We start from the raw sequence: 20,316 nt of genomic DNA, 5'->3' as shown, positions 1-20,316 counted from the left end.
TGGTGAATAAACAGGCGCCGTTTTGCTGCATAATAACGCACTTCTTTTTCTGCCCCGGATACCCTGAATGCTGCCTGTGAAACTTATCCTGCTGACTTTTCTTTGTGCCGTGATCCTGTCGCTGGCGGCGAGCCTGGCGCAGGCGACGCGCAGCGGCGACCTGCAGACCGGGCAGGGCGGCTGGGCCACCGCGCGGCGCGACTCCGCCGGACTGGCGCCCGATCCGCAGCGCTACGCCAGCGAAGCGGTGGTGCAGGTCTATGCGGCTCCCACTTACGGCTGGAAAGGCGCGGTGGCGGTGCATCCGTGGATCATCTTTAAGCGCGCCGGCGAGACGCAATATAATCGCTATGAGGTGATCAGCTGGGGCAGCGGTGACAAGGTGCGGCGTAACCGTAACCTGCCGGATGGCTACTGGTATGGCGCCCGTCCGCGTCTGCTGGTGGATCACCGCGGGGCCGCAGCGCAGGCGATGATCCCGCAGATTGAGGCGGCAATCCGCTCTTACCCGTGGCCCGCCACCTATCGCGCCTGGCCGGGGCCAAACAGCAATACCTTTCTGGCGCACATTGGTCGCGAAGTGCCGGCGCTGAAGCTCGACCTGCCGGCAAACGCGGTTGGCAAGGATTACCGCTCGCTGCTGCACCCGATAGGGCTGCCGCCCTCGGGGCGCGGTCTGCAGCTGTCGCTGCTGGGCGTACTGGGCGTGACAGTCGGTGCGGAAGAGGGGGTAGAGATGAACCTGCTGGGGCTTAATCTGGGCGTCGATTTCACGCCGCTGCGGCTGCGGCTGCCGTTTATCGGCGGTATTGGCCGGGATAACGTGCAGAAGGAAAATCCCTGACGGGGCGCCGCGGATTGCGGCGCGCCGGGCACTCAGCAGACGCCGAAGTCGCCCTCTTCATGATAGAGATTGACGCTGTCTGCTCTAATCTCAATCTCTTTTTTCAGCGGGTCGTCGATACGGGCGCACCAGAGCATATCGCCCTCTGCACGCAGCACCTGCATTTTAGGACCACCGGTTTTCGACTGCACAAAATCGCCTGCGTTAAACATGCTGTGTCTCCATCAGATAAGGGTATGAATGAGTGTAGCTGCGCCAGCATAAAGGCGCAGCTGTCGTGACTCAGTGCGGCAGTAAAAACAGCGTGGCCAGACCGAGAAAGATAAAGAAACCGCCGGTGTCGGTGAGCGCGGTGATCAGCACGCTGGACCCCACCGCCGGATCGCGCTTCATTTTGGTCATGATCAGCGGAATAAGCACGCCCATCAGCGCCGCCAGCAGCAGGTTCAGCACCATCGCCAGCATCATCACGCCGCCAAGCTGAATATTGTCATACATCAGCCAGGTGATGCCGCCCATAATGCCGCCCCAGAACAGGCCGTTGATCAGCGCCACGCCCAGCTCGCGACCGATCAGGAAGGAGAAGTTACCAGGCTCCACCTGATGCAGCGCCAGCGCGCGTACAATCATGGTAATGGTCTGGTTGCCGGTATTGCCGCCAATGCCCGCCACAATCGGCATCAGGGTCGCGAGCGCCACCAGCTGTGAAATTGTGGCTTCAAACAGGCCGATGACGCGCGAGGCGATAAATGCGGTGCAGAGGTTAATGGCCAGCCACGTCCAGCGCTTGCTTACCGCTTTACGCACCGGCGCAAACACATCCTCCTCCTGGCTGATCCCGCCCATTTTACGGATGTTGCTCTCATTCTCCTGGTTAACCAGATCGATCACATCCTCAACGGTAATACGGCCAATCAGTTTGCCTTTGGCGTCGGTAACGGCAGCAGAGATCAGGTTGTAGCGCTCAAAGGCGCTGGCGGCATCCTCGGCATTGTCATTGAGCTGAAAAGTAGTGGGGCGGGGATTCATCACATCTGCGACCAGCGTTTTGGGCTTATTGAGCAGAATATCGGTCAGCGGCAGCTCGCCGAGCAGCTGGTTTTGCGCATTGGTGATAAAGATTTTATCGGTGCCGTTGGGCATACTGCTGCGCTTGCGCAGAAAGCGCTGCACCGTGGCAAGGGTGACGTCGGCGCGCACGGTGAGAATATTGAAATCCATGATGCGGCCTACGCGGTCGCGATCGAGCTCAATCACATCGAGCAGGCGCGCGCGCAGCTGCGGCTCCAGCGTGGTCAGCAGGCGGCCGGTGAGATCGCGCGACAGATAGCGCGCCAGATAGACCTGATCGTCGATATCCAGCGGTTCAATCGCGCGCAGGATCTCGCGGTCGCTCATGCCTTCGGTGAGGCTCTCCCAGACGGTCTCTGAGGCTTCAACCAGCACGCGGCCACGCTGTTCGGAGGGGACCAGCTGCCAGAGCGCCCGGCGCTCCTCTTCCGGCAGCGCTTCCAGGATATCAGCGAGGTCGGCGGCGTGCAGCGGCGCCAGCTCCTGCTCCAGCTGCTGGCGCCAGGCGGCCACTTCGCGCAGCTCTGCGGCGTTGAGATCGACGGATTTATCCAGCAGGACATCCACTAAGTCCTGTTTGCTCAGCAGCAGTGAAAGAATGCGCTGGCGGGATTCGGTTAGTTGTTGTGCGTGCGAGGCAGACATAACGCGTCCTTTGTGTCTGTAAAGTCAGCACAAAGTGTAGCGTGTTACCGCCAGAACGGGCAGAACAAAGGCGCCAGTCGCAGCGTCAGCGTGTCTCGCTGCTGCTCAGCGTTGCCGGTTCCGGCAGGGTCTTTTTCTGCTGATGATGCTCAATGGCACCGGGAATGATAAAGATCAGGCGACCAGCCAGAATAAAAAAGCTGATCAGCAAAACGATGCGGGTCATGGTGCCGGTTTTGGGACGTCTTCGTGGTGATAGGGCGCTGTTCACGCGGGTGTTCCTGTTGTTACCCCTCAGGGCGATAACAATATTTAGTCACAGTTACCGGATGGGGTCAATCGCTGTATGAAAAATAAGCATTGAATGCGTGCGACAGGGGCCGCAGACCGCGGCCCTGCTTCAGTAACTCGCCTTTTGTGCCAGCAGGGTGGCAAACTGACATTTAATACGGTTGCCGTCAGCGTCACGACGGTGCAGCTCGCCGACATCCTCGTTATATTTTACGATGTGCCAGTTGCGGTAGTAGTGGCTCAGCTCGCCCGACTTAAAGGTAAACGGAAACGCCTGCGTATTGGGGTAATCAGCGGTGCTCATCGCCGCCACAATCAGGTTGTAGCCATACTTCTGCGTACTGGCCTGCATATCGGCAATCAGCTGCGGGATCGTCTCCGGCTGCAGAAACATCATCACCACCGTTGAGAGCACAAACTGATAGCTGCCGTTGAAGCGCAGCTGGTTGAGATCGCACAGTGCTGTCTGAATGTTCGGCAGCTGTTCGGTGGCAATAATGGTATTCAGGTAGTCAAGGCTTGCCGGATTAGCGTCCCAGGCGGTGACGTTAAAGCCGTGCTGGCTGAGATAAAGGCTGTTGCGGCCTTTACCGCAGCCGAGATCCAGCGCGTTGCCCGGCGTCAGCTTCGGCAGCGCCGCGCGCACTTCAGAGTGCGGCGGCGATAAATCATACTTTTCTGTAAACCAGTTATCAGGGCGTATCGTCATTGTCAGACAGCGGGCGGACGGCCCGCGTTACTCCTCTTCCAGCAGCAGTTTCCAGCCGGTCACATCGCTCCAGTACGCCTGCTCGCGCTCCAGATCGAGCTGCACCAGCGTATTCTGGCTGAGAAAACCGGCCGGGAAAGTGAGCGTCCAGTGACCATCGTCCGTTGAGAGCTTCAGTGCATCGGGGCGCGTGGTCGCCTGACGCTGGTTATTCAGCAGCGTGCCGAGGCGCAGCAGAAAAATCATCGGCAGCACCTGCTTTTTCTTGAACAGGGTAAAGCGCGGGATCTCATCCTGCTTCACCGCTTTACGATGGAAGCGTACCAGCGTGGCCAGTAGCATCTGTTGATCCTGATTAAAGCCAGGCATATTGGAGTGCTGCAGAATATAGGCGGAGTGCCGCTGCATACCGCTGTGATTAATGGTCAGCCCGACCTCATGCAGCAGCGCCGCCCATTTCAGCAGAGCGGTCAGCTGCGGGTTCGCCTGTTTCGGATTCTGCTCCTGCCACTGCAGATAGAGCTGCTCTGTTGTCTCCAGCACGCGGCGCGCCTGATCGCTGTCGATCACATAGTGGTTCGCCAGACTCTGTGCGGTGCGGCTGCGGATATCCTGATGGCGGAAACGGCCCTCCATCTCATAGAGCACCCCTTCGCGCAGCGCGCCGTCAGAGAGACGCAGTTCACGGATCGCCAGTGCGTCAAAGACGCCGCACAGGATCGCAAGGCCAGGCACAAACACCGCTTTGCGCTCTTCAGATAAGCCCGGCAGGCTCAACGCATCAAAGGATTTGTGCTTCAGCACTTCACCGACCAGCATATCGAGACTGTCAGGCGTTACGCGCTTCTCTTTCTCGCCCATTGCCAGCAGCACTTCACAGGCGGCTTTAATACTGCCGGAGGCGCCCAGTGCATATTGCCAGCCGTGCAGGCGATACTGCCACGCCAGCGTCTCCAGCTTGTGCGTAGCGGCGAGGCGGGCGCGACGGAAATTATCCTGGCTGATTTCGCCTTTCGGGAAATAGAGATTAGCGAAGCTGACGCAGCCCATGCGGCGGCTCTCAACCAGCTGCGGCTCAAAATCCTCACCGATTACCAGCTCGGTTGACCCGCCGCCGATATCGATAACCAGCTTGCGCCCTTTTTCTGGCTGAGTGTGCTCAACGCCCATGAAGATCAGGCGCGCCTCTTCGTTACCGGAGATGACCTCAATCGGATAGGGGATCACTTCCGCGGCGCGCTGCAAAAACTCTTCGGCATTGGTCGCAATGCGCAGCGTGTGCGTGCCGACAATGGTCACGTTGGCGGCGCTAAAGCCCTGCAGTCGCTCAGCGAACAGGGCCAGGCAGCTCAGGCCGCGCACTATCGCCTCTTCGCTCAGCCGGTTCTGCGCGTCAAGCCCGTCAGCCAGATGCACCCGCTGCTTGAGGCGTCCCAGAACCTGCATGGCGCCATCCACCACGCGGGCGATCACCATATGAAAACTGTTTGAGCCGAGATCGATGGCCGCAAATTCCTGCGGCTTCGGCGTACTCTTCGGAGTAATTGGCATAGGCGTTATTCGGGTTGTTCCAGTCTCTTGATGTAATCGTAAATCGCCAGCTGCGAGCGCACTTTCCTGCGATTGCCGCGCGGAACATAACGGTTACTCAGCTCTTTGTCTACGATACGTGCTTTAACCGTATCACTTAACAGAATGGCGATAATATCCAGAATCCGCTGTTTAAGACGCGGATCGAGCACCGCCACGGCGACCTCAATGCGGTAATCGATGTTGCGCGTCATCCAGTCAGCCGAAGAGAGAAACACCTTTTTCTCACCGCCATTTTCAAAAATATACACCCGGTCGTGCTCAAGATAACGATCAACAATGCTGGTGATGCGAATATTTTCGCTGATGCCAGGCAGGTCCGGGATCAGCGAGCACATACCGCGCACCAGCAGATTGATTTTTACCCCGGCTGCCGAGGCTGCATAGAGCCTGTCGACCAGGCCATTATCCACCAGGTTATTGATTTTAAGCGTAATTCCGCACGGCTTACTCTGCTGCGCATTGGCAATTTCCGTGTCAATCAGCTGATAAAGCACGGCCCGCGAATTTTGCGGTGACACCATCAGATGTTCAAAGGTAACCGGGCGATAGGGGTTCTCAATGAAGTTAAATACGCGGCGGACTTCGTTCGTGATGCGCGCGTCAGCGGTCAGCAGAGAGTAGTCGGTATAAAGGCGCGCAGTCTTCTCATTAAAGTTGCCGGTGCCGATATGCGCATAGCGCACCACCTCTTCACCTTCGCGGCGGGAAATCAGAAACAGTTTGGCGTGAATTTTCAGACCAGGCGCAGAGAAGATAACGTGCACGCCCGCCTCAGTCAGCCGCTTGGCCCAGTGGATATTCGCCTCTTCATCAAAGCGCGCCTGCAGCTCAACCACCACCGTCACTTTTTTGCCGTTGTGCGCCGCGTGGATCATCGCATCCATAATGCGGGAGTGTTTGGCTACGCGATAGATATTGATTTTGATCGCCAGCACGCTGGGATCGAACGACGCCTGACGCAGCAGCTCCAGCACATGCTCAAAGGTGTGATAGGGGTAGTAGAGCAGCACGTCGCGATCGCGGATGGCGTCAAAGCCATTGCGGAAGCCATCAAAGCCGATATGGCGGATCTGCGGCAGCGGCCGGTTGACCAGGTTACTTTTGCCGACGTTGGGAAAGCCGATAAAATCTTTGAAATTATGGTAGCGACCACCCGGCACAATGGAGTCATAGTTAGAGATAGAGAGCTTGTGGCGCAGCATCTCCACCATGGCATCGGGCATATCGCGCTGATAGACAAAGCGCACCGGTTCGGCAGTAAGGCGCTGCTTCAGGCTGGAGGACATCAGCTCCAGCAGGCTCGACTCCATCTCTGTAACCAGATCATATTCGGCATCGCGCGTCATTTTCATGGAGTAGGCGTTCAGCGCATCGTAGTCAAAGAAGCCTTTAAAAATCTCATCCAGGCAATAGCGCAGAATGTTATCCAGCAGGATCATCGGCTTGCGGCGGCGTGGCGACTCGGCCGGCAGGTTGATAAAGCGCGGCACTTTGTCTGACGGGATCTCCAGCAGCGCATAGCGGATATCCTCGCCGCGAATGATCTCCACCGCCAGATAGGTGTAGTCATCCTTGAGAAACTCAATCAGATCGGTGTCATGGTTGATCAGAATCGGCGTAACGTGCTGACGCAGCTGGTGTTTGAAATAGTGGCGCAGCCACTCCTGCTGATTGGGTGAGAGCTGGCGTTCGTTGATCAGAAAGATCTGGTTACGCGCCATCTCCAGCAGCAGCTCATTGTAGAGCGCGTCAAACTCCTGATCGGACTTCAGTACCCGCTGCTGGATCTTCTTCAGCAGATGCCGCAGGGGAGTGGGCTTACCCTGCTCTTCGCTGATCAGAATGCGCCGCTTCAGATCGGCAAAGCGCACCTTGTAGAACTCTTCAAGGTTGTTGGAATAGATCCCTAAAAACCGCATGCGCTCAATCAGCGGGTTACTTTTATCCGCCGCTTCCTGCAGCACACGTTCATTAAAGGATAACCAGCTTATTTCTTTTTCTATATACAGCTTTTCCTGACCCATTCTGACTCCGTGATGCTGTGGCGGGACGATATGTCCGGCGCAAGGCGCGCAGTGGTGCGGCTCCGCTCAGTCTCCTTCACCATTATTGCTAGAGTATGGCAGGCTTGTCCAACCGCAACAGTTGTCTTATCAATCCGCTACGGGCAACATAGCGACTCTCTAATCTGAATCCCTGACCGGCATGAGCATAAACCATATTCCTGTTGAATCTAATGACCGTCGCCGGCGCGCCATCGATCGCTTTGTGCGGCGCATGGTAACGGCGTGCGGCGCAGGAATATTGCTGCTGATGCTGCTGCTGTTCTTCTGGCTTATCTGGGTGGTCCTGCCGCTGTTCAGCGCGCCACAGCTTCAGCCTGCGCTCAGCCAGCAGCTGTGGGATAAAACGCCGGCGCTGGCGCTGGGCAGCAGCGACACGCTGGGCTGGCGCATCAGTCGTCATGAAGCGCGTTTTATTCCGCTTAACGGCGACCCCGCCGGACCGGCGCTGGCACTTTCGGATGCGCCGCAGGCCGCCGTGACCAGCAGCGCGGCTGATGCCGTGTTACTCAACGTGCAGGGCGCACTGCTATTGATGCAGCCGCGAATAGAGCACGATCGCGGCGAGTGGTATTTTCCGCTGGGCGATCGGCCGCTGCGCCTGCCGCAGGGTGCCGTCAGCCAGATGGCGCTGGCGCACATCGACGACGGGCAGTGGCGTATTGCTGCACAGACGCCGTCGGGGATCAGCGTGCTGACGCTGGCCAGTCAGCAGCCTGTCAGTCAGGTTATGCTGCCGCAGCAGCATGCCGACCAGCTGCTGCTGTCGCCTGACGGCACGCAGCTCTTTACCAGCCGTGAGCGCCAGCTGCAGGTGTGGCAGATTAGCGCTGAGGGCGCACAGCTGCGCGAAACGCAGGCGCTGACGCAGCCGGTTGCGAGCCTGCATATGCTGGCGGGTGGCCGGACGCTGCTGATCAGAGACGATCGCGGTGTCAGCCAGTGGTTTGCCATTACCGGCGAGCACGGTCCGCGCCTGCAAAAAATTAAAACCTGGCACGGCTCGCAGGGGGCGCAGGGTGTGGCAACCGAGTCACAGCGCCGGGTATTTGCCAGCTGGGATGCGCAGGGCGTACTCAGCCTGTTTGCCAGCAAACAGTCAGGCCCGATCCTCACGCGTCAGCTGGCGCCGGGCATTCAGGCGGTCGCCTTTTCGCCGCGCGGCGACGGCGTGATCGTCGAACACGCCGGGCGCTGGCAGCAGTTCCGCATTGATAACCCGTGGCCTGATGTTACCTGGCGTAGCCTGTGGCAGAAAATCTGGTATGAAAATTATCCGCACGCCGACTGGGTGTGGCAATCCACCGCGGCCGGTGACAGCTATCAGGCGAAGTTCAGCCTGGTTCCGCTGGTTATCGGTACCCTCAAGGCCGCCGCGCTGGCGCTGCTGTTTGCCACGCCGCTGGCGCTGGCTGCTGCTATCTATACCGCCTGGTTTATGTCGCCGGGACTGCGGCGCTGGGTTAAACCCGGCATTGAGATGATGGGCGCGCTGCCGAGCGTGGTGATCGGCCTGATTGCCGGTATCTGGATGGCGCCGCATATCAGCCATGTGCTGGCGGGCGTGCTGCTGCTGCCGGTAATACTGGCCGCTACGCTGCTGCTGTGCGGCGTGCTGAGCCCGCGTCTGCCGGCGCGCTGGCGTCGTCCGGGCGTCGAGGTGCTGTTACTTCTGCCGCTGCTGCTGCTGGTCACGCTGCTGACGCTATGGCTGGCAGCCCGGCTCTGGCCGGACGCCGGTGAACAGCTTATCCACTACGAACAGCGTAATCTGCTGGTTGCCGCCGTAGCAATGGGATTTGCGCTGGTGCCGCTGATATTTACCCTGGCGGAAGATGCGCTGTTCAGCGTGCCGGGGGCGCTCGGACAGGGATCGCTGGCGCTGGGTGCTACGCCGTGGCAGACCCTGACGCGGGTCGTACTGCCCGGCGCTTCTGCCGGGATTTTTGCCGCACTGATGATCGGTTTTGGCCGGGCGGTGGGCGAGACGATGATTGTGCTGATGGCCACCGGCAACACGCCGGTGAGCGAAGGCGGGCTGTTTGCCGGGCTGCGCGCGCTATCAGCGAATATTGCGATAGAGATGCCGGAGGCGGCAGCGGGCAGCGCGCACTACCGCATCCTGTTTCTCAGCGCGCTGCTGCTGCTGCTGTTTACGCTGGTTATCAACACGGTCGCAGAAGTGATCCGCCAGCGGCTGCGCCGGCGTTATGGCCAGCATGAGGGACAGGGATGAAAAACGCACATCGTCAGAACGATCGCTGGCGCTGGCTGACGGCGGGTGCGGTGGCCGTCTGTTTACTGGCGTTTACGCTGCTGATCGGCCTGCTTGGCTGGCAGGGCGTGCGCGCCTTCTGGCCGCAGCCGGTGGATCGCTATCAGTTTCAGGCTCCCGGCGCGTCGCCGGTTACGCTGCTGGGCGAGACGCTGCAGGCAGAGCGGCAGAGTACCGGATGGCGCTACCTGGTAAAAACCGGCAACCGCGATTTTGCCGCCCCCGATTTCCGCGTTATTTACGGCGCCGGGCCCGCGCGCGCGGAACAGCCGCGTGACGTGCTGGTGCTGCAACGGCGCAACGGCGGTAACGCTTACGGCTGGCTGGTGGCGCTGCGGGAAGACAATGAGACGCTCACCGCACACAACCGTGATGCGCTGCTGCAGCAGCGTCTGCAGCAGGTACAGGAGCAGCTGCGTCAGGCAGAGGATATCCGCCGTATCGATATGGCGCGGCTCAATGCGCAGCTGGAAAATCTGCAGCAGCAGGCGGATGAGCAGCAGCGCGAACAGCGTTTTGGCCTGCAGCAGCAGTCAGAGTTCGACGCCAACAGCGCGGCGCTGCATCGTCGCTTCAGCGCGCTGGCTGAGCAGCTGACGCATCTGCAGCAGGCGAGCCAGCGCGATACGCTGATCCTGCGCGACGCGCAGGGCGCAGAACATACTATCCCGCTGGCGCAGATCGTCGCGGCCTGGTACCCCAATAACATGAGCGTGTCGCAAAAAGCGCAGCACTTTTTGCGGCAGGTGTGGCAGTTTGTCAGCGACTCACCGGCGGCAGGCGGCAGCGAGAGCGGCGCGTTTCCGGCTATCTTTGGCACGGTGCTGATGGTGGTGCTGATGTCGGTCATCGTTATGCCGCTCGGCGTGGTGGCTGCCGTCTGGCTGCATGAGTATGCCGGACGTCACGCCCTGACGCGGCTGGTGCGTATCGCCGTGGTGAATCTCGCCGGCGTCCCCTCTATCGTTTATGGCGTATTTGGTCTCGGTTTTTTTGTCTGGCTGATTGGCGGCACGCTCGATCAGCTCTTCTTTTCCCGTGCGCTGCCGAACCCAACCTTTGGTACGCCAGGCCTGCTGTGGGCGTCGCTGACGCTGGCACTGCTGACGCTGCCGGTGGTGATTGTGGCGACAGAAGAGGGGTTATCACGTATACCCGATACGCTGCGTCAGGGATCGCTGGCGCTGGGGGCAACGCAGGCAGAAACCCTGTGGCGGGTGGTACTGCCGCTGGCGGTGCCGGCGATGCTCACCGGACTGATTCTGGCGGTGGCGCGCGCGGCGGGAGAGACGGCGCCGCTGATGCTGGTCGGCGTGGTTAAGATGGTACCGGAGCTGCCGGTAGACGCCGTGTTTCCTTATCTGCATCTCGACCGCAAATTTATGCACCTCGGCTTTCAGATTTACGATCTGGCCTTTCAGAGCCCGAACATCGACGCCGACAGGCCACTGGTTTATGCCACTGCGCTGCTGCTGGTCATGATTATTCTGTCGCTGAATCTGCTGGCGATGGTGCTGCGCCACCGGCTGCGCGAACGCTACCGGCTGATGACGCACTAACAAGGTTGAAATATGACGTCCACTGAGAACATTGCGCTAAGCGTAAACAAGCTATCGCTCTGGTACGGCGAGCGCCAGGCGCTGAACGCTATCGATCTGCAGATCCCGAAAAACCGCATTACGGCGCTGATTGGACCATCCGGCTGCGGAAAATCCACGCTGCTGCGCTGTTTTAACCGTATGAATGACATGATTAGCGGCTGCCGAACCGAAGGAGAAATTCTGCTGGACCAGCTGCCGGTAATGCAGGCAGGGCAGGATCTGCCTGCACTGCGGCGGCGCATCGGCATGGTGTTTCAGCGTCCGAATCCGTTTCCCAAATCGATCTATGAGAACGTGGTGTATGGCCTGCGTCTGCAGGGGGTGCGCGACCGCCGCGTTCTAAACGAAGCGTGCGAACGCGCACTGCGCGCGGCGGCGCTCTGGGGGGAGGTGAAAGATCATCTGGCGCAGAACGCGCTGACGCTCTCCAGCGGCCAGCAGCAGCGGCTGGTAATCGCCCGGGCAATTGCCATTGAGCCAGAAGTGCTGCTGCTGGATGAGCCCACCTCCGCGCTCGACCCTATCTCTACGCTGGTGATTGAGGAGCTGATGACCACGCTGAAGGCGCATTTCACGCTGGTACTGGTGACGCATAATATGCAGCAGGCGGCCCGCGTGTCTGATTACACCGCGTTTATGCATCAGGGACAGCTGATTGAGTTCGGCGAAACCGATCGGATTTTCACCGCACCCGGCGTGCGCCGCACCGAAGAGTACATCACCGGCCGGTTTGGTTAACGCCGGTTACCGGGGCGTTATTGCGTTCTAACCCAGGGGCGCATAAATGCGCCCCCTACGGGGGCTAGGGGATGGGCGCATTCATGCGCCCCTGACATACCTACGGGGCGTACCCTTCTGCGGGCAGAGGCTGACCATCCAGCCATGCTTTGCCTTCGCGCATCACCAGCCGGCCATCCATAAACCAGCTAATGGCCAGCGGATAGATGGCATGCTCCTGATGCTGCACGCGCGCCGTTATCTCGGCTTCATCATCACCGGGAAAAATGGGTACCCGCGCCTGCAGAACGACCGGACCACCATCCAGCTCATCGGTGACAAAATGCACCGACGTGCCGTGCTCTTTATCGCCGTTCTCCAGCGCCTGGCGATGGGTATGCAGGCCCGGATACTTTGGCAGCAGGGAAGGGTGGATATTCAGCAGGCGATCGTGATAGTGCGCAACAAAGGCGCTGCTGAGGATGCGCATATACCCTGCCAGCACCACCAGATCGGGCTCAAAGGCGTCGATCTCCTGCATCAGCTGGCGATCAAAAGCTTCGCGATCGGGGAAGTCGCCGGGCGACAACGCCAGGCCCGGCACGCTCGCCTGCTGCGCGCGCGTCAGGCCGTAAGCGCTCTCTTTATTACTGAAAACGGCAGCAACGCTGCCGTTGATCCGCCCGCTGGCGCAGGCGTCAAGGATGGACTGAAGATTGCTGCCGTTGCCGGAGATCAGTACAACCAGTTTTTTCATGAATTGATAACCACACGCTCTGCGGAATCAGACGCCTTAATAACGCCGATTTTCCACGCCTGCTCACCGGCATCCTGCATCAGCTGTACCGCTTTGTCTGCTTCATCCGGGCTGAGGGCAATCACCATGCCGACGCCGCAGTTAAAGGTGCGATACATCTCATGGCGGCTGACGTTCCCCGCCTGCTGCAGCCAGCTGAACACCGCCGGCCACTGCCAGCTCTGCTCATCCAGTACCGCCTGCGTATTGTCAGGCAGCACGCGTGGGATGTTTTCCCAGAAGCCGCCGCCGGTAAGGTGGGCAATGGCGTGCACATCAACCTGCTCAATCAGGCTCAGGATATTTTTTACATAGATGCGGGTCGGGGCCAGCAGGTGATCGGCCAGCGATTTACCTTCCAGCTGCTCGCGTTCCGGATCGGTGGCGCTGACTTCCAGAATCTTGCGTACCAGCGAATAGCCGTTGGAGTGCGGGCCGCTTGCCCCCAGGGCAATCAGAACGTCACCATCCTGAACTTTACTGCCGTCGATGATCTCCGATTTCTCCACCACGCCGACACAGAAGCCAGCGACATCATAATCTTCGCCGTGATACATGCCCGGCATTTCCGCCGTCTCTCCGCCTACCAGCGCACAGCCTGACTGCAGGCAGCCTTCGGCAATACCGGTGATCACCGCAGAGGCGGTATCAACGTCCAGTTTGCCGGTAGCGTAGTAGTCGAGGAAGAACAGCGGCTCGGCGCCCTGTACCACCAGATCGTTCACACACATCGCAACCAGATCGATGCCGATACTGTCGTGACGCTTAAGATCCATCGCCAGGCGCAGTTTAGTACCGACGCCATCCGTTCCCGAAACCAGCACCGGCTCGCGATATTTCTGCGGCAGCGCACACAGCGCGCCAAAGCCGCCCAGTCCACCCATCACTTCCGGGCGGCGGGTTTTCTTTACTACGCCTTTAATACGGTCAACCAGATCGTTACCAGCATCAATATCAACACCGGCGTCTTTGTAGCTGAGAGAGGTTTTGTCGGTCACTGCGGAATCCCCACGCGATTGCGATTGGTGGCAAAAATTAAGCGCGGCAATTCTAACAGCGCAGGCAAACGTTTGCGAGTCTGATCTCACGCCCGATATTCGTTATGTCAGATTTTCGCGATTCCGCTATTCTCAGGACAGGCAGCCATCCCCCTGCGCAATCCGCTGTGGCGCAAAAGCAAAAAGGCGGTATAATCCGGCGATTTTTTTTTAGCTCAACTCAATTCCGGGAGAATAATCATGAAAATCGTGGAAGTCAGACACCCGCTGGTTAAACACAAACTGGGCCTGATGCGTGAGCATGATATCAGCACCAAACGCTTTCGCGAGCTGGCCTCGGAAGTGGGCAGCCTGCTGACCTATGAAGCCACCGCCGATCTTGAAACCGAACGCGTAACGATTGAAGGCTGGAACGGCCCGGTTGATGTTGATCAAATCAAAGGTAAAAAAATTACCGTCGTTCCTATTCTGCGTGCCGGTCTTGGCATGATGGAAGGGGTACTGGAGCACGTGCCGAGCGCGCGTATCAGCGTGGTGGGTGTTTACCGCGATGAAGAGACGCTGGAGCCGGTGCCCTATTTCCAGAAGCTGGTCTCTAACATCGAAGAGCGCATGGCGCTGGTCGTCGATCCGATGCTGGCGACCGGTGGCTCAATGATTGCCACCATCGACCTGCTGAAAAAAGCGGGCTGCAGCAGCATCAAGGTGCTGGTACTGGTAGCGGCCCCGGAAGGTATTGCCGCGCTGGAGAAAGCGCATCCGGACGTTGAGCTGTATACCGCGTCAGTCGATCAGGGGCTGAATGAGAAAGGCTATATCATTCCAGGTCTCGGCGATGCCGGCGATAAGATCTTCGGAACGAAATAATGTTTACTCCGGGCTATGTTGCTGGTCGCGTTGCCTTCGGGCAGTGCCCGAAACCGCTGCCTGCGCCGGTACGCTCCGCGCTGGCCGTGAGCCCAATGCCGCCGGCAACGCCCGGCCTGCAGCTGCAGGCAGAATATGCATTAGCATTTTTAAGACATAGTATTTGAGCAGCCGACCAGAGAGTCGGCTTTTTTTTAACAAAAAAAACAGTAATTAACCGCCTGTCATACAGGAAGGGAAGGGGATACGATGACGAGACGTGCCATTGGGGTGAGCGAACGCCCGCCGCTGCTGCAAACCATTCCACTCAGCCTGCAGCATCTGTTTGCGATGTTTGGTGCCACGGTGCTGGTGCCGATCCTGTTTCATATTAACCCGGCGACCGTGCTGCTGTTCAACGGCGCTGGTACGCTGCTCTATCTGTTTATCTGCAAAGGTAAAATTCCTGCCTATCTCGGCTCCAGCTTCGCCTTTATTTCACCGGTACTGCTGCTGCTGCCGCTGGGTTACGAAGTGGCGCTGGGCGGCTTTATCCTCTGCGGTCTGCTGTTCTGCATTGTGGCGCTGATTGTGAAAAAAGCGGGTACCGGCTGGCTGGACGTGATGTTTCCACCCGCCGCGATGGGCGCTATTGTCGCCGTGATCGGGCTGGAGCTGGCAGGCGTGGCGGCCAATATGGCGGGCCTGCTACCGGCGGAAGGTACGGCACCGGACAGCACCACCGTACTGATCTCCATGGTGACGCTGGCGGTTACGGTGTTTGGCTCCGTGCTGTTTCGCGGTTTTCTTGCCATCATCCCGATTCTGATTGGTGTGCTGGTGGGCTATGCGCTCTCCTCAATGCTGGGCATTGTTGACTGGCGCAGCGTGGAAAACGCGCCCTGGTTTGCGCTGCCAACCTTCTACACGCCGCGCTTTGAGTGGGCGGCTATGCTGACCATTCTGCCTGCCGCGCTGGTGGTGATTGCCGAACACGTCGGGCATCTGGTCGTGACGGCAAATATTGTGAAAAAAGATCTGATCCGCGATCCGGGGCTGCACCGCTCTATGTTCGCCAACGGCCTCTCGACCATGTTCTCCGGCTTTTTTGGATCAACGCCCAATACCACCTATGGCGAAAACATCGGCGTCATGGCGATCACCCGCGTTTACAGCACCTGGGTTATTGGCGGGGCGGCGATTTTTGCCATTCTGCTCTCCTGCGTGGGCAAGCTGGCGGCAGCGATTCAGGCGATCCCGGTGCCGGTGATGGGCGGCGTATCGCTGCTGCTGTATGGCGTGATCGGCGCCTCCGGTATTCGCGTGCTGATTGAATCAAAAGTGGACTACAACAAAGCGCAGAACCTGATCCTGACCTCGGTGATCCTGATCATCGGCGTGAGCGGTGCCAAAGTCCATATCGGTGCGGCAGAGCTGAAAGGCATGGCGCTGGCCACGCTGGTCGGCGTTGCGCTGGCGCTGATTTTCCGGGTTATCAATATTTTACGTCCGGAAGAGGTGGTGCTGGAGGCGCAGGAGCAGCAGGATCGCTAAGCGCGGCCGCCGGGCAGGGACGCCTGGTTCATCTCTGCAGAGGATCGTGATAAACTTGCGCCGTTTTCTGCCCGCTCACTTGCTGAGGTACTTCTGAACACGCCGGCACAGCTCTCACTGCCACTCTACTTACCTGATGATGAAACCTTTGCCAGCTTCTGGCCAGGGGACAATCCGTCGCTGCTTGCCGCACTGCGCGGCGCACTGGCGCAGCAACACGGCAGCTATCTCTACTTCTGGTCGCGCGAAGGCGGTGGACGCAGTCACCTGCTGCACGCGGCGTGCGCCGAAATGTCTGCCCGCGATGAAGCGGTAGGCTATGTGCCGCTGGATAAGCGGACCTGGTTTGTGCCGGAGGTGCTGGAAGGCATGGAGAATCTGGCGCTGGTCTGCATCGACAATATTGAGTGTATTGCCGGGGAAGCGGAGTGGGAAATGGCGATATTTGACCTTTATAACCGCATTCTTGAAACCGGTAAAACCCGCCTGCTGATCACCGGCGATCGGCCGCCGCGCCAGCTCAGTCTTGGCCTGCCCGATCTGGCCTCCCGTCTCGACTGGGGACAAATCTATCGTCTGCAGCCGCTCTCAGATGAGGATAAATTACAGGCGCTGCAGCTGCGTGCCGGGCTGCGCGGTTTTGAACTGCCGGAAGATGTCGGGCGTTTTCTGCTGAAGCGTCTCGATCGTGAAATGCGTACGCTGTTTGAAACGCTGGATCGTCTCGATCGCGCCTCTATCAGTGCCCAGCGCAAACTGACGATCCCGTTTGTTAAAGAGACGCTCGGACTCTGACGTTATCCTTTCTGATACTGCCGGAAACGCCGCTGCAGCTCACGCAGTTGATCGATACGCGCGTCATAACGCGCCTGCTTCAGGCTGCCAAGCGGCACCTGTGCGCTGGCGCTGCCCAGCGCGGTAATGGCCTGATCGAGCTGGCCGCTGAGCGCCAGGCTCTCCGCCCGCGCTGACAGCTCTTCATCGCGTAATCCCTGCGCCGCCGACGCCTGCGCCAGCAGATCCCAGGCGTTAAGATCGTCCGGATGGGCAAAGGTATAGCGGTTAAGAATGCGGCTGGCGCTGGCGGGCTGTTTCGCTTCCACATAAGCGTTAGCCAGGTTGAGCTGCAGCACCGGATTAGTGCCGCCGCCGCGGGCGCTGCTCAGCATGGCGATCGCCTGCTGCGGCTGGTTGAGCCCCAAATCGATATCGGTCATCAAATCAAGAAACCAGACGTTGTCCGGCTGTTTTGCCAGCAGCGGCGCCAGCGTACGTTTAGCATTCGCAAAATCTTTGGCCTGCAAAAACTGCACCGCTTTGCCATACTGCGCGGCCTGCTGTTCACGCAGATTGCCTTTCGCATACTCATTCAGCAGATCGTCGGTGAGCTGATTGCGGCCGGTAGGATACATGCCAAGCACACGCACCTTCGCCATATAGAAATCCTGCGACGACTGTACCACCACCGGACGCATCTGGTTTGCGCGGTTGCGCGCGTCAGAGAGACGGCTGTCAGGCAGCGGGTGCGTCAGCAGAATTTCCGGCGGGCGGGAAGAGAAGCGCGTCTGGTCGGCAAGCTTTTCCAGGAAAGCGGGCATCGCCTGCGGATCAAAACCGGCACGCTGCAGCACCTGAATACCGATGCGATCCGCCTCCTGCTCATTGCCCTGCGTGAAGCTGATGATGCCCTGCTGGGTGCCTGCCAGCGTACCGGTCAGCGCCGCCATTCCCGCCTGCGGATTTGCCATCGCCAGCAGAATAGAACCCAGCGCGCCAACCCAGGTCAGCGGCGCGCTGCGTTTCTGCTCCTCCATGGCGCGCGCCAGATGGCGCTGCGTCACGTGTGAAATCTCATGCGCCATCACCGAGGCGAGCTGGCTCTCATTATCGGTATAGCGGAACAGTGAGGCGTGCAGCACCACGTTGCCGCCAAAAAAGGCAAAGGCGTTGAGCTCGTCATTCTGGATCAGGAAAAAGTGAAACGGCGTGCGCACTGAACCGGCGTGCGCGACCAGACGCTGCCCCAGCTCATTAATGTACTGGTTCAGCAGCGGATCCTGAATCAGTGGCGCGCTGGCCCGCAGCTGGCGCACGTAAAAATCGCCCATCTGCAGTTCCTGATTAATCGATAGCGTGGAACCCGCCGTCGTGCCGATGTCGGGCAGATTATCACTGAGGTCGGCGCGTGCGCTGAAGGCGGGCGTCAGCAGCAGCGCAGGAATGAGGGTGGCCAGTACGGAGATACGCAGTCGGTTTAACATGCCTCGATCCTGATGATGCTCATCTGTCGCCGGACAGAAGAGAGGGTAAATGTTCGATGTGAATCGGGTTTTCTGCTCTGTCGCTATCTTAACCGCAGGCCGCCGGGTTGCAAAGAGAGCGGTCGCAGAAGCGCAAAACAGAGCGTGGAGAGCGATGAGTCGCTGATTTGCCGCAAAAAACTGAACAGTAATGCAGCGACAGATATAAGGTTATGCTGCAATGAATTCAAAGTTACGTAAAGTTGCTCAAAAATATTGAATCTGGCATGGATTTTTCCAGGTATTCTCTGAAAAACAGGGCTGGCCCGGCCTTAACTATCACTCTGTTCCATCAGCTTTTTTTATCATCAGCACGGGATAAAAACGGACCTTAACAGAAATTAATGGTCAGGATTGATCCGTTCGTCAACCCGTGCAGTAAGCATAAATAAACCGATTTCCCGGCCATCTTATTCTGCAGCGCTGCCGCGATGACCATCGAATTCTCTGTTTAATCAGCACCGCTAATTATGTTGCGCGCAACTAAAGCGTGGTTACACGGCGCCGGTCAGTCACGCCGTTCCGCATGCGCTGTGGTATAGATAAGGCACTTTTTTCCCCTATGAACTGTTAATACACGTGCCGTGTATGCCGGAGAGTATGTATGCGTTCAGCAGTAAGCTATGCCCTGATTGCTGTTCTGGGAGGCGTGGTCGGAGCAGGAATAATTAAAGGAGACGACCTCTATCAGCGTGTAGCGAAACATTTTACCGCTGAGCCTGCCGATCCCGAAGGATTCTGGAGCACGCCCGCCATTGAAGGCTATGGCAAAATTCATTATGAAGCGGATGCCGCATTTAAGCCGGCGGCCGGCCTGAGCAATAAGGTGGTTTTCCAGCTCACCAAAAATGAGGGTGACATCAAACGTCCTAACCTCGGGCTGGAGCGGGTTGCGCGCGTGGTTAACCTCTACGTTGCCTCCGGCGTTCCTGTTGATCAGCTGGAATTTGTTGTCTCCATGACCGGTGATGCGACGCCTGCCACGCTGGATGACAGCCACTTCAGACAGTTTTATGGCGTCGATAACCCTAATCTGCCGCTGATCAATGCGCTGAATAAGCTGGGCGTAAAAGTGTCCGTATGCGATCAGTCTGTTGCCTTTCACCACTATCCCAACGCCTGGATCGATCGTTCCGTGATCCATGCGCTCTCCAGCCCGACTACGGTCTCCACGCTGGAAAATCAGGGCTATGCCCTTTTGCAGATGTAATCGTTTCGGTTAAGGAGAAACAGAATGCGTGTAGCGTCTTATATTGTTATCGCCGCGCTGGCAGGATTTGTCGGCGGCAATGTGTTACAGCTTCCTGAGCTGGTGGATAAGGTCAGCGGTAAATTCGCCGATAAAAAAGCGGAGCCTGCTGACTTCTGGAGCACGCCGGCAATCGCCGGCTATGGCAAAATTCACTTCGTGAATACGCCTGACTACAACCCGGCAACGACGCCGGGGCTGAGCAATAAAATTGTGTTTCAGATCAACCGCAGCGAAGGCGATATTCACCAGGCTAACCTGGGCCTGGAGCGCGTGGCACGCGTGACCAACCTCTATTATGCTGCGGGCGTGCCGCTTAATCAGCTAAACTTTGTGGTCTCTATCAACAGCGATGCCGTACCGGCTGCGCTGAACAACGAGCAGTTTCATAAGGCGTACGGTTTTGATAACCCGAACCTGAAACTGATCGATGAGCTGAAAAAAGCGGGCGTTAAAGTCACTGTCTGCGACCAGTCCGTGGCGTTTCACCAGCTGCAGCGTGACTGGATCGATACCCGCGTGACCCATACGCTCTCCAGCGGCACGACGGTTGCTACGCTGCAGAATGAAGGATACGCCTTTTTGATGCTGTAACATGCGCTGACAGCGGTGCAGGCCGCTGTCACTTCTCTGCCTCCCTCCGTAAACCGATCCAGCGTAAAACAGAGTTCTGTTGCCAGAGCAGCAGGATGATCCGTGCTGAAACGACCTGAGCGGTGTACACTTGCTTCTCTTTTATAACAACAAGTGACCCCCTTAATCAC

The 20,316-nt window shown here is 58.4% G+C and carries 18 protein-coding genes; 9 read left to right on the top strand and 9 right to left on the bottom strand.

The window, feature by feature from the left end; genetic code table 11:
• The first annotated feature begins 67 nt into the window (after positions 1-67).
• On the top strand, positions 68-844 hold the full coding sequence (locus C1Y41_RS09095) for a DUF3750 domain-containing protein (RefSeq protein ID WP_104085284.1): 777 nt from the start codon (positions 68-70) through the stop codon (positions 842-844).
• Between the two features lie 32 nt (positions 845-876).
• Here the strand turns inward: C1Y41_RS09095 and C1Y41_RS09090 are convergent, their stop codons facing one another.
• The 6 genes from C1Y41_RS09090 to ppk1 all read right to left on the bottom strand — a co-directional run bounded on the left by C1Y41_RS09090 (position 877) and on the right by ppk1 (position 7,177).
• Entirely contained in the window at positions 877-1,056 is a 180-nt protein-coding gene (locus C1Y41_RS09090; protein WP_104085283.1) for a DUF2158 domain-containing protein, read from the bottom strand.
• 70 nt (positions 1,057-1,126) lie between these two features.
• Positions 1,127-2,560 carry a magnesium transporter gene (gene mgtE / locus C1Y41_RS09085; protein WP_039379576.1) on the bottom strand — a complete coding sequence of 478 codons (1,434 nt, stop codon included), beginning with the start codon at positions 2,558-2,560 and terminating at the stop codon, positions 1,127-1,129.
• Positions 2,561-2,645: 85 nt separating this feature from the next.
• Positions 2,646-2,831, bottom strand: coding sequence for a YfgG family protein (locus tag C1Y41_RS09080; RefSeq protein ID WP_039379573.1), 186 nt, complete (start codon positions 2,829-2,831; stop codon positions 2,646-2,648).
• Between the two features lie 129 nt (positions 2,832-2,960).
• Entirely contained in the window at positions 2,961-3,560 is a 600-nt protein-coding gene (gene tehB, locus C1Y41_RS09075; RefSeq protein ID WP_071667903.1) for a tellurite resistance methyltransferase TehB, read from the bottom strand.
• Positions 3,561-3,587: 27 nt separating this feature from the next.
• Positions 3,588-5,111: an exopolyphosphatase gene (gene ppx / locus C1Y41_RS09070; protein ID WP_039379568.1), complete on the bottom strand. Its 1,524-nt coding sequence runs from the start codon at positions 5,109-5,111 to the stop codon at positions 3,588-3,590.
• A gap of 5 nt (positions 5,112-5,116) precedes the next feature.
• Positions 5,117-7,177 (bottom strand): polyphosphate kinase 1, encoded by a 2,061-nt coding sequence (gene ppk1, locus C1Y41_RS09065; protein WP_104085282.1) that lies wholly within the window; start codon positions 7,175-7,177, stop codon positions 5,117-5,119.
• A 181-nt stretch (positions 7,178-7,358) separates the two neighbouring features.
• Between ppk1 and C1Y41_RS09060 the strand changes: the two genes are divergently transcribed.
• Genes C1Y41_RS09060 through pstB form a run of 3 tightly spaced genes read left to right on the top strand, consistent with a single transcriptional unit; the run spans position 7,359 to position 11,830 of the window.
• Positions 7,359-9,452 (top strand): ABC transporter permease subunit, encoded by a 2,094-nt coding sequence (locus tag C1Y41_RS09060; RefSeq protein WP_104085281.1) that lies wholly within the window; start codon positions 7,359-7,361, stop codon positions 9,450-9,452.
• Entirely contained in the window at positions 9,449-11,050 is a 1,602-nt protein-coding gene (pstA, locus tag C1Y41_RS09055) for a phosphate ABC transporter permease PstA (protein WP_104085280.1), read from the top strand. The genes C1Y41_RS09060 and pstA overlap by 4 nt, the downstream gene beginning before the upstream one ends.
• Before the next feature lie 12 nt (positions 11,051-11,062).
• The gene (gene pstB / locus C1Y41_RS09050) at positions 11,063-11,830 is read left to right on the top strand and encodes a phosphate ABC transporter ATP-binding protein PstB (RefSeq protein ID WP_094112267.1); all 768 of its coding nucleotides are present in this window, start codon (positions 11,063-11,065) and stop codon (positions 11,828-11,830) included.
• 100 nt (positions 11,831-11,930) lie between these two features.
• On the opposite strand, the gene purN is transcribed toward pstB, so the two are convergent.
• A complete protein-coding gene (gene purN / locus C1Y41_RS09045) occupies positions 11,931-12,566 on the bottom strand; it encodes a phosphoribosylglycinamide formyltransferase (protein ID WP_104085279.1) in 636 nt (211 codons plus the stop codon).
• On the bottom strand, positions 12,563-13,603 hold the full coding sequence (purM, locus tag C1Y41_RS09040) for a phosphoribosylformylglycinamidine cyclo-ligase (RefSeq protein WP_039379553.1): 1,041 nt from the start codon (positions 13,601-13,603) through the stop codon (positions 12,563-12,565). The genes purN and purM overlap by 4 nt, the downstream gene beginning before the upstream one ends.
• Positions 13,604-13,843: 240 nt before the next feature.
• On the opposite strand from purM, the gene upp reads away from it, so the two are divergent.
• The 3 genes from upp to hda all read left to right on the top strand — a co-directional run bounded on the left by upp (position 13,844) and on the right by hda (position 16,798).
• A complete protein-coding gene (upp, locus tag C1Y41_RS09035; RefSeq protein ID WP_039379551.1) occupies positions 13,844-14,470 on the top strand; it encodes a uracil phosphoribosyltransferase in 627 nt (208 codons plus the stop codon).
• A gap of 249 nt (positions 14,471-14,719) precedes the next feature.
• Positions 14,720-16,003 carry a uracil permease gene (gene uraA / locus C1Y41_RS09030; RefSeq protein WP_104085278.1) on the top strand — a complete coding sequence of 428 codons (1,284 nt, stop codon included), beginning with the start codon at positions 14,720-14,722 and terminating at the stop codon, positions 16,001-16,003.
• Between the two features lie 93 nt (positions 16,004-16,096).
• The gene (hda, locus tag C1Y41_RS09025; protein ID WP_211049497.1) at positions 16,097-16,798 is read left to right on the top strand and encodes a DnaA inactivator Hda; all 702 of its coding nucleotides are present in this window, start codon (positions 16,097-16,099) and stop codon (positions 16,796-16,798) included.
• 2 nt (positions 16,799-16,800) lie between these two features.
• Here the strand turns inward: hda and C1Y41_RS09020 are convergent, their stop codons facing one another.
• Positions 16,801-18,264 carry a M48 family metallopeptidase gene (locus C1Y41_RS09020; protein WP_094111936.1) on the bottom strand — a complete coding sequence of 488 codons (1,464 nt, stop codon included), beginning with the start codon at positions 18,262-18,264 and terminating at the stop codon, positions 16,801-16,803.
• A gap of 643 nt (positions 18,265-18,907) precedes the next feature.
• On the opposite strand from C1Y41_RS09020, the gene C1Y41_RS09015 reads away from it, so the two are divergent.
• Together C1Y41_RS09015 and C1Y41_RS09010 are read left to right on the top strand one after the other, a co-directional pair.
• Positions 18,908-19,513 (top strand): DsrE family protein, encoded by a 606-nt coding sequence (locus C1Y41_RS09015; RefSeq protein WP_094111937.1) that lies wholly within the window; start codon positions 18,908-18,910, stop codon positions 19,511-19,513.
• A 24-nt stretch (positions 19,514-19,537) separates the two neighbouring features.
• On the top strand, positions 19,538-20,146 hold the full coding sequence (locus C1Y41_RS09010) for a DsrE family protein (RefSeq protein ID WP_104085277.1): 609 nt from the start codon (positions 19,538-19,540) through the stop codon (positions 20,144-20,146).
• Positions 20,147-20,316: the final 170 nt, after the last annotated feature.

It is taken from the genome of Pantoea sp. ICBG 1758 (assembly GCF_002928325.1).
In the GTDB taxonomy this organism is placed as follows: domain Bacteria; phylum Pseudomonadota; class Gammaproteobacteria; order Enterobacterales; family Enterobacteriaceae; genus Pantoea; species Pantoea eucrina.
Note: the sequence above shows the minus strand (reverse complement) of the source record. Positions and strands in the feature narration are given on the sequence as shown.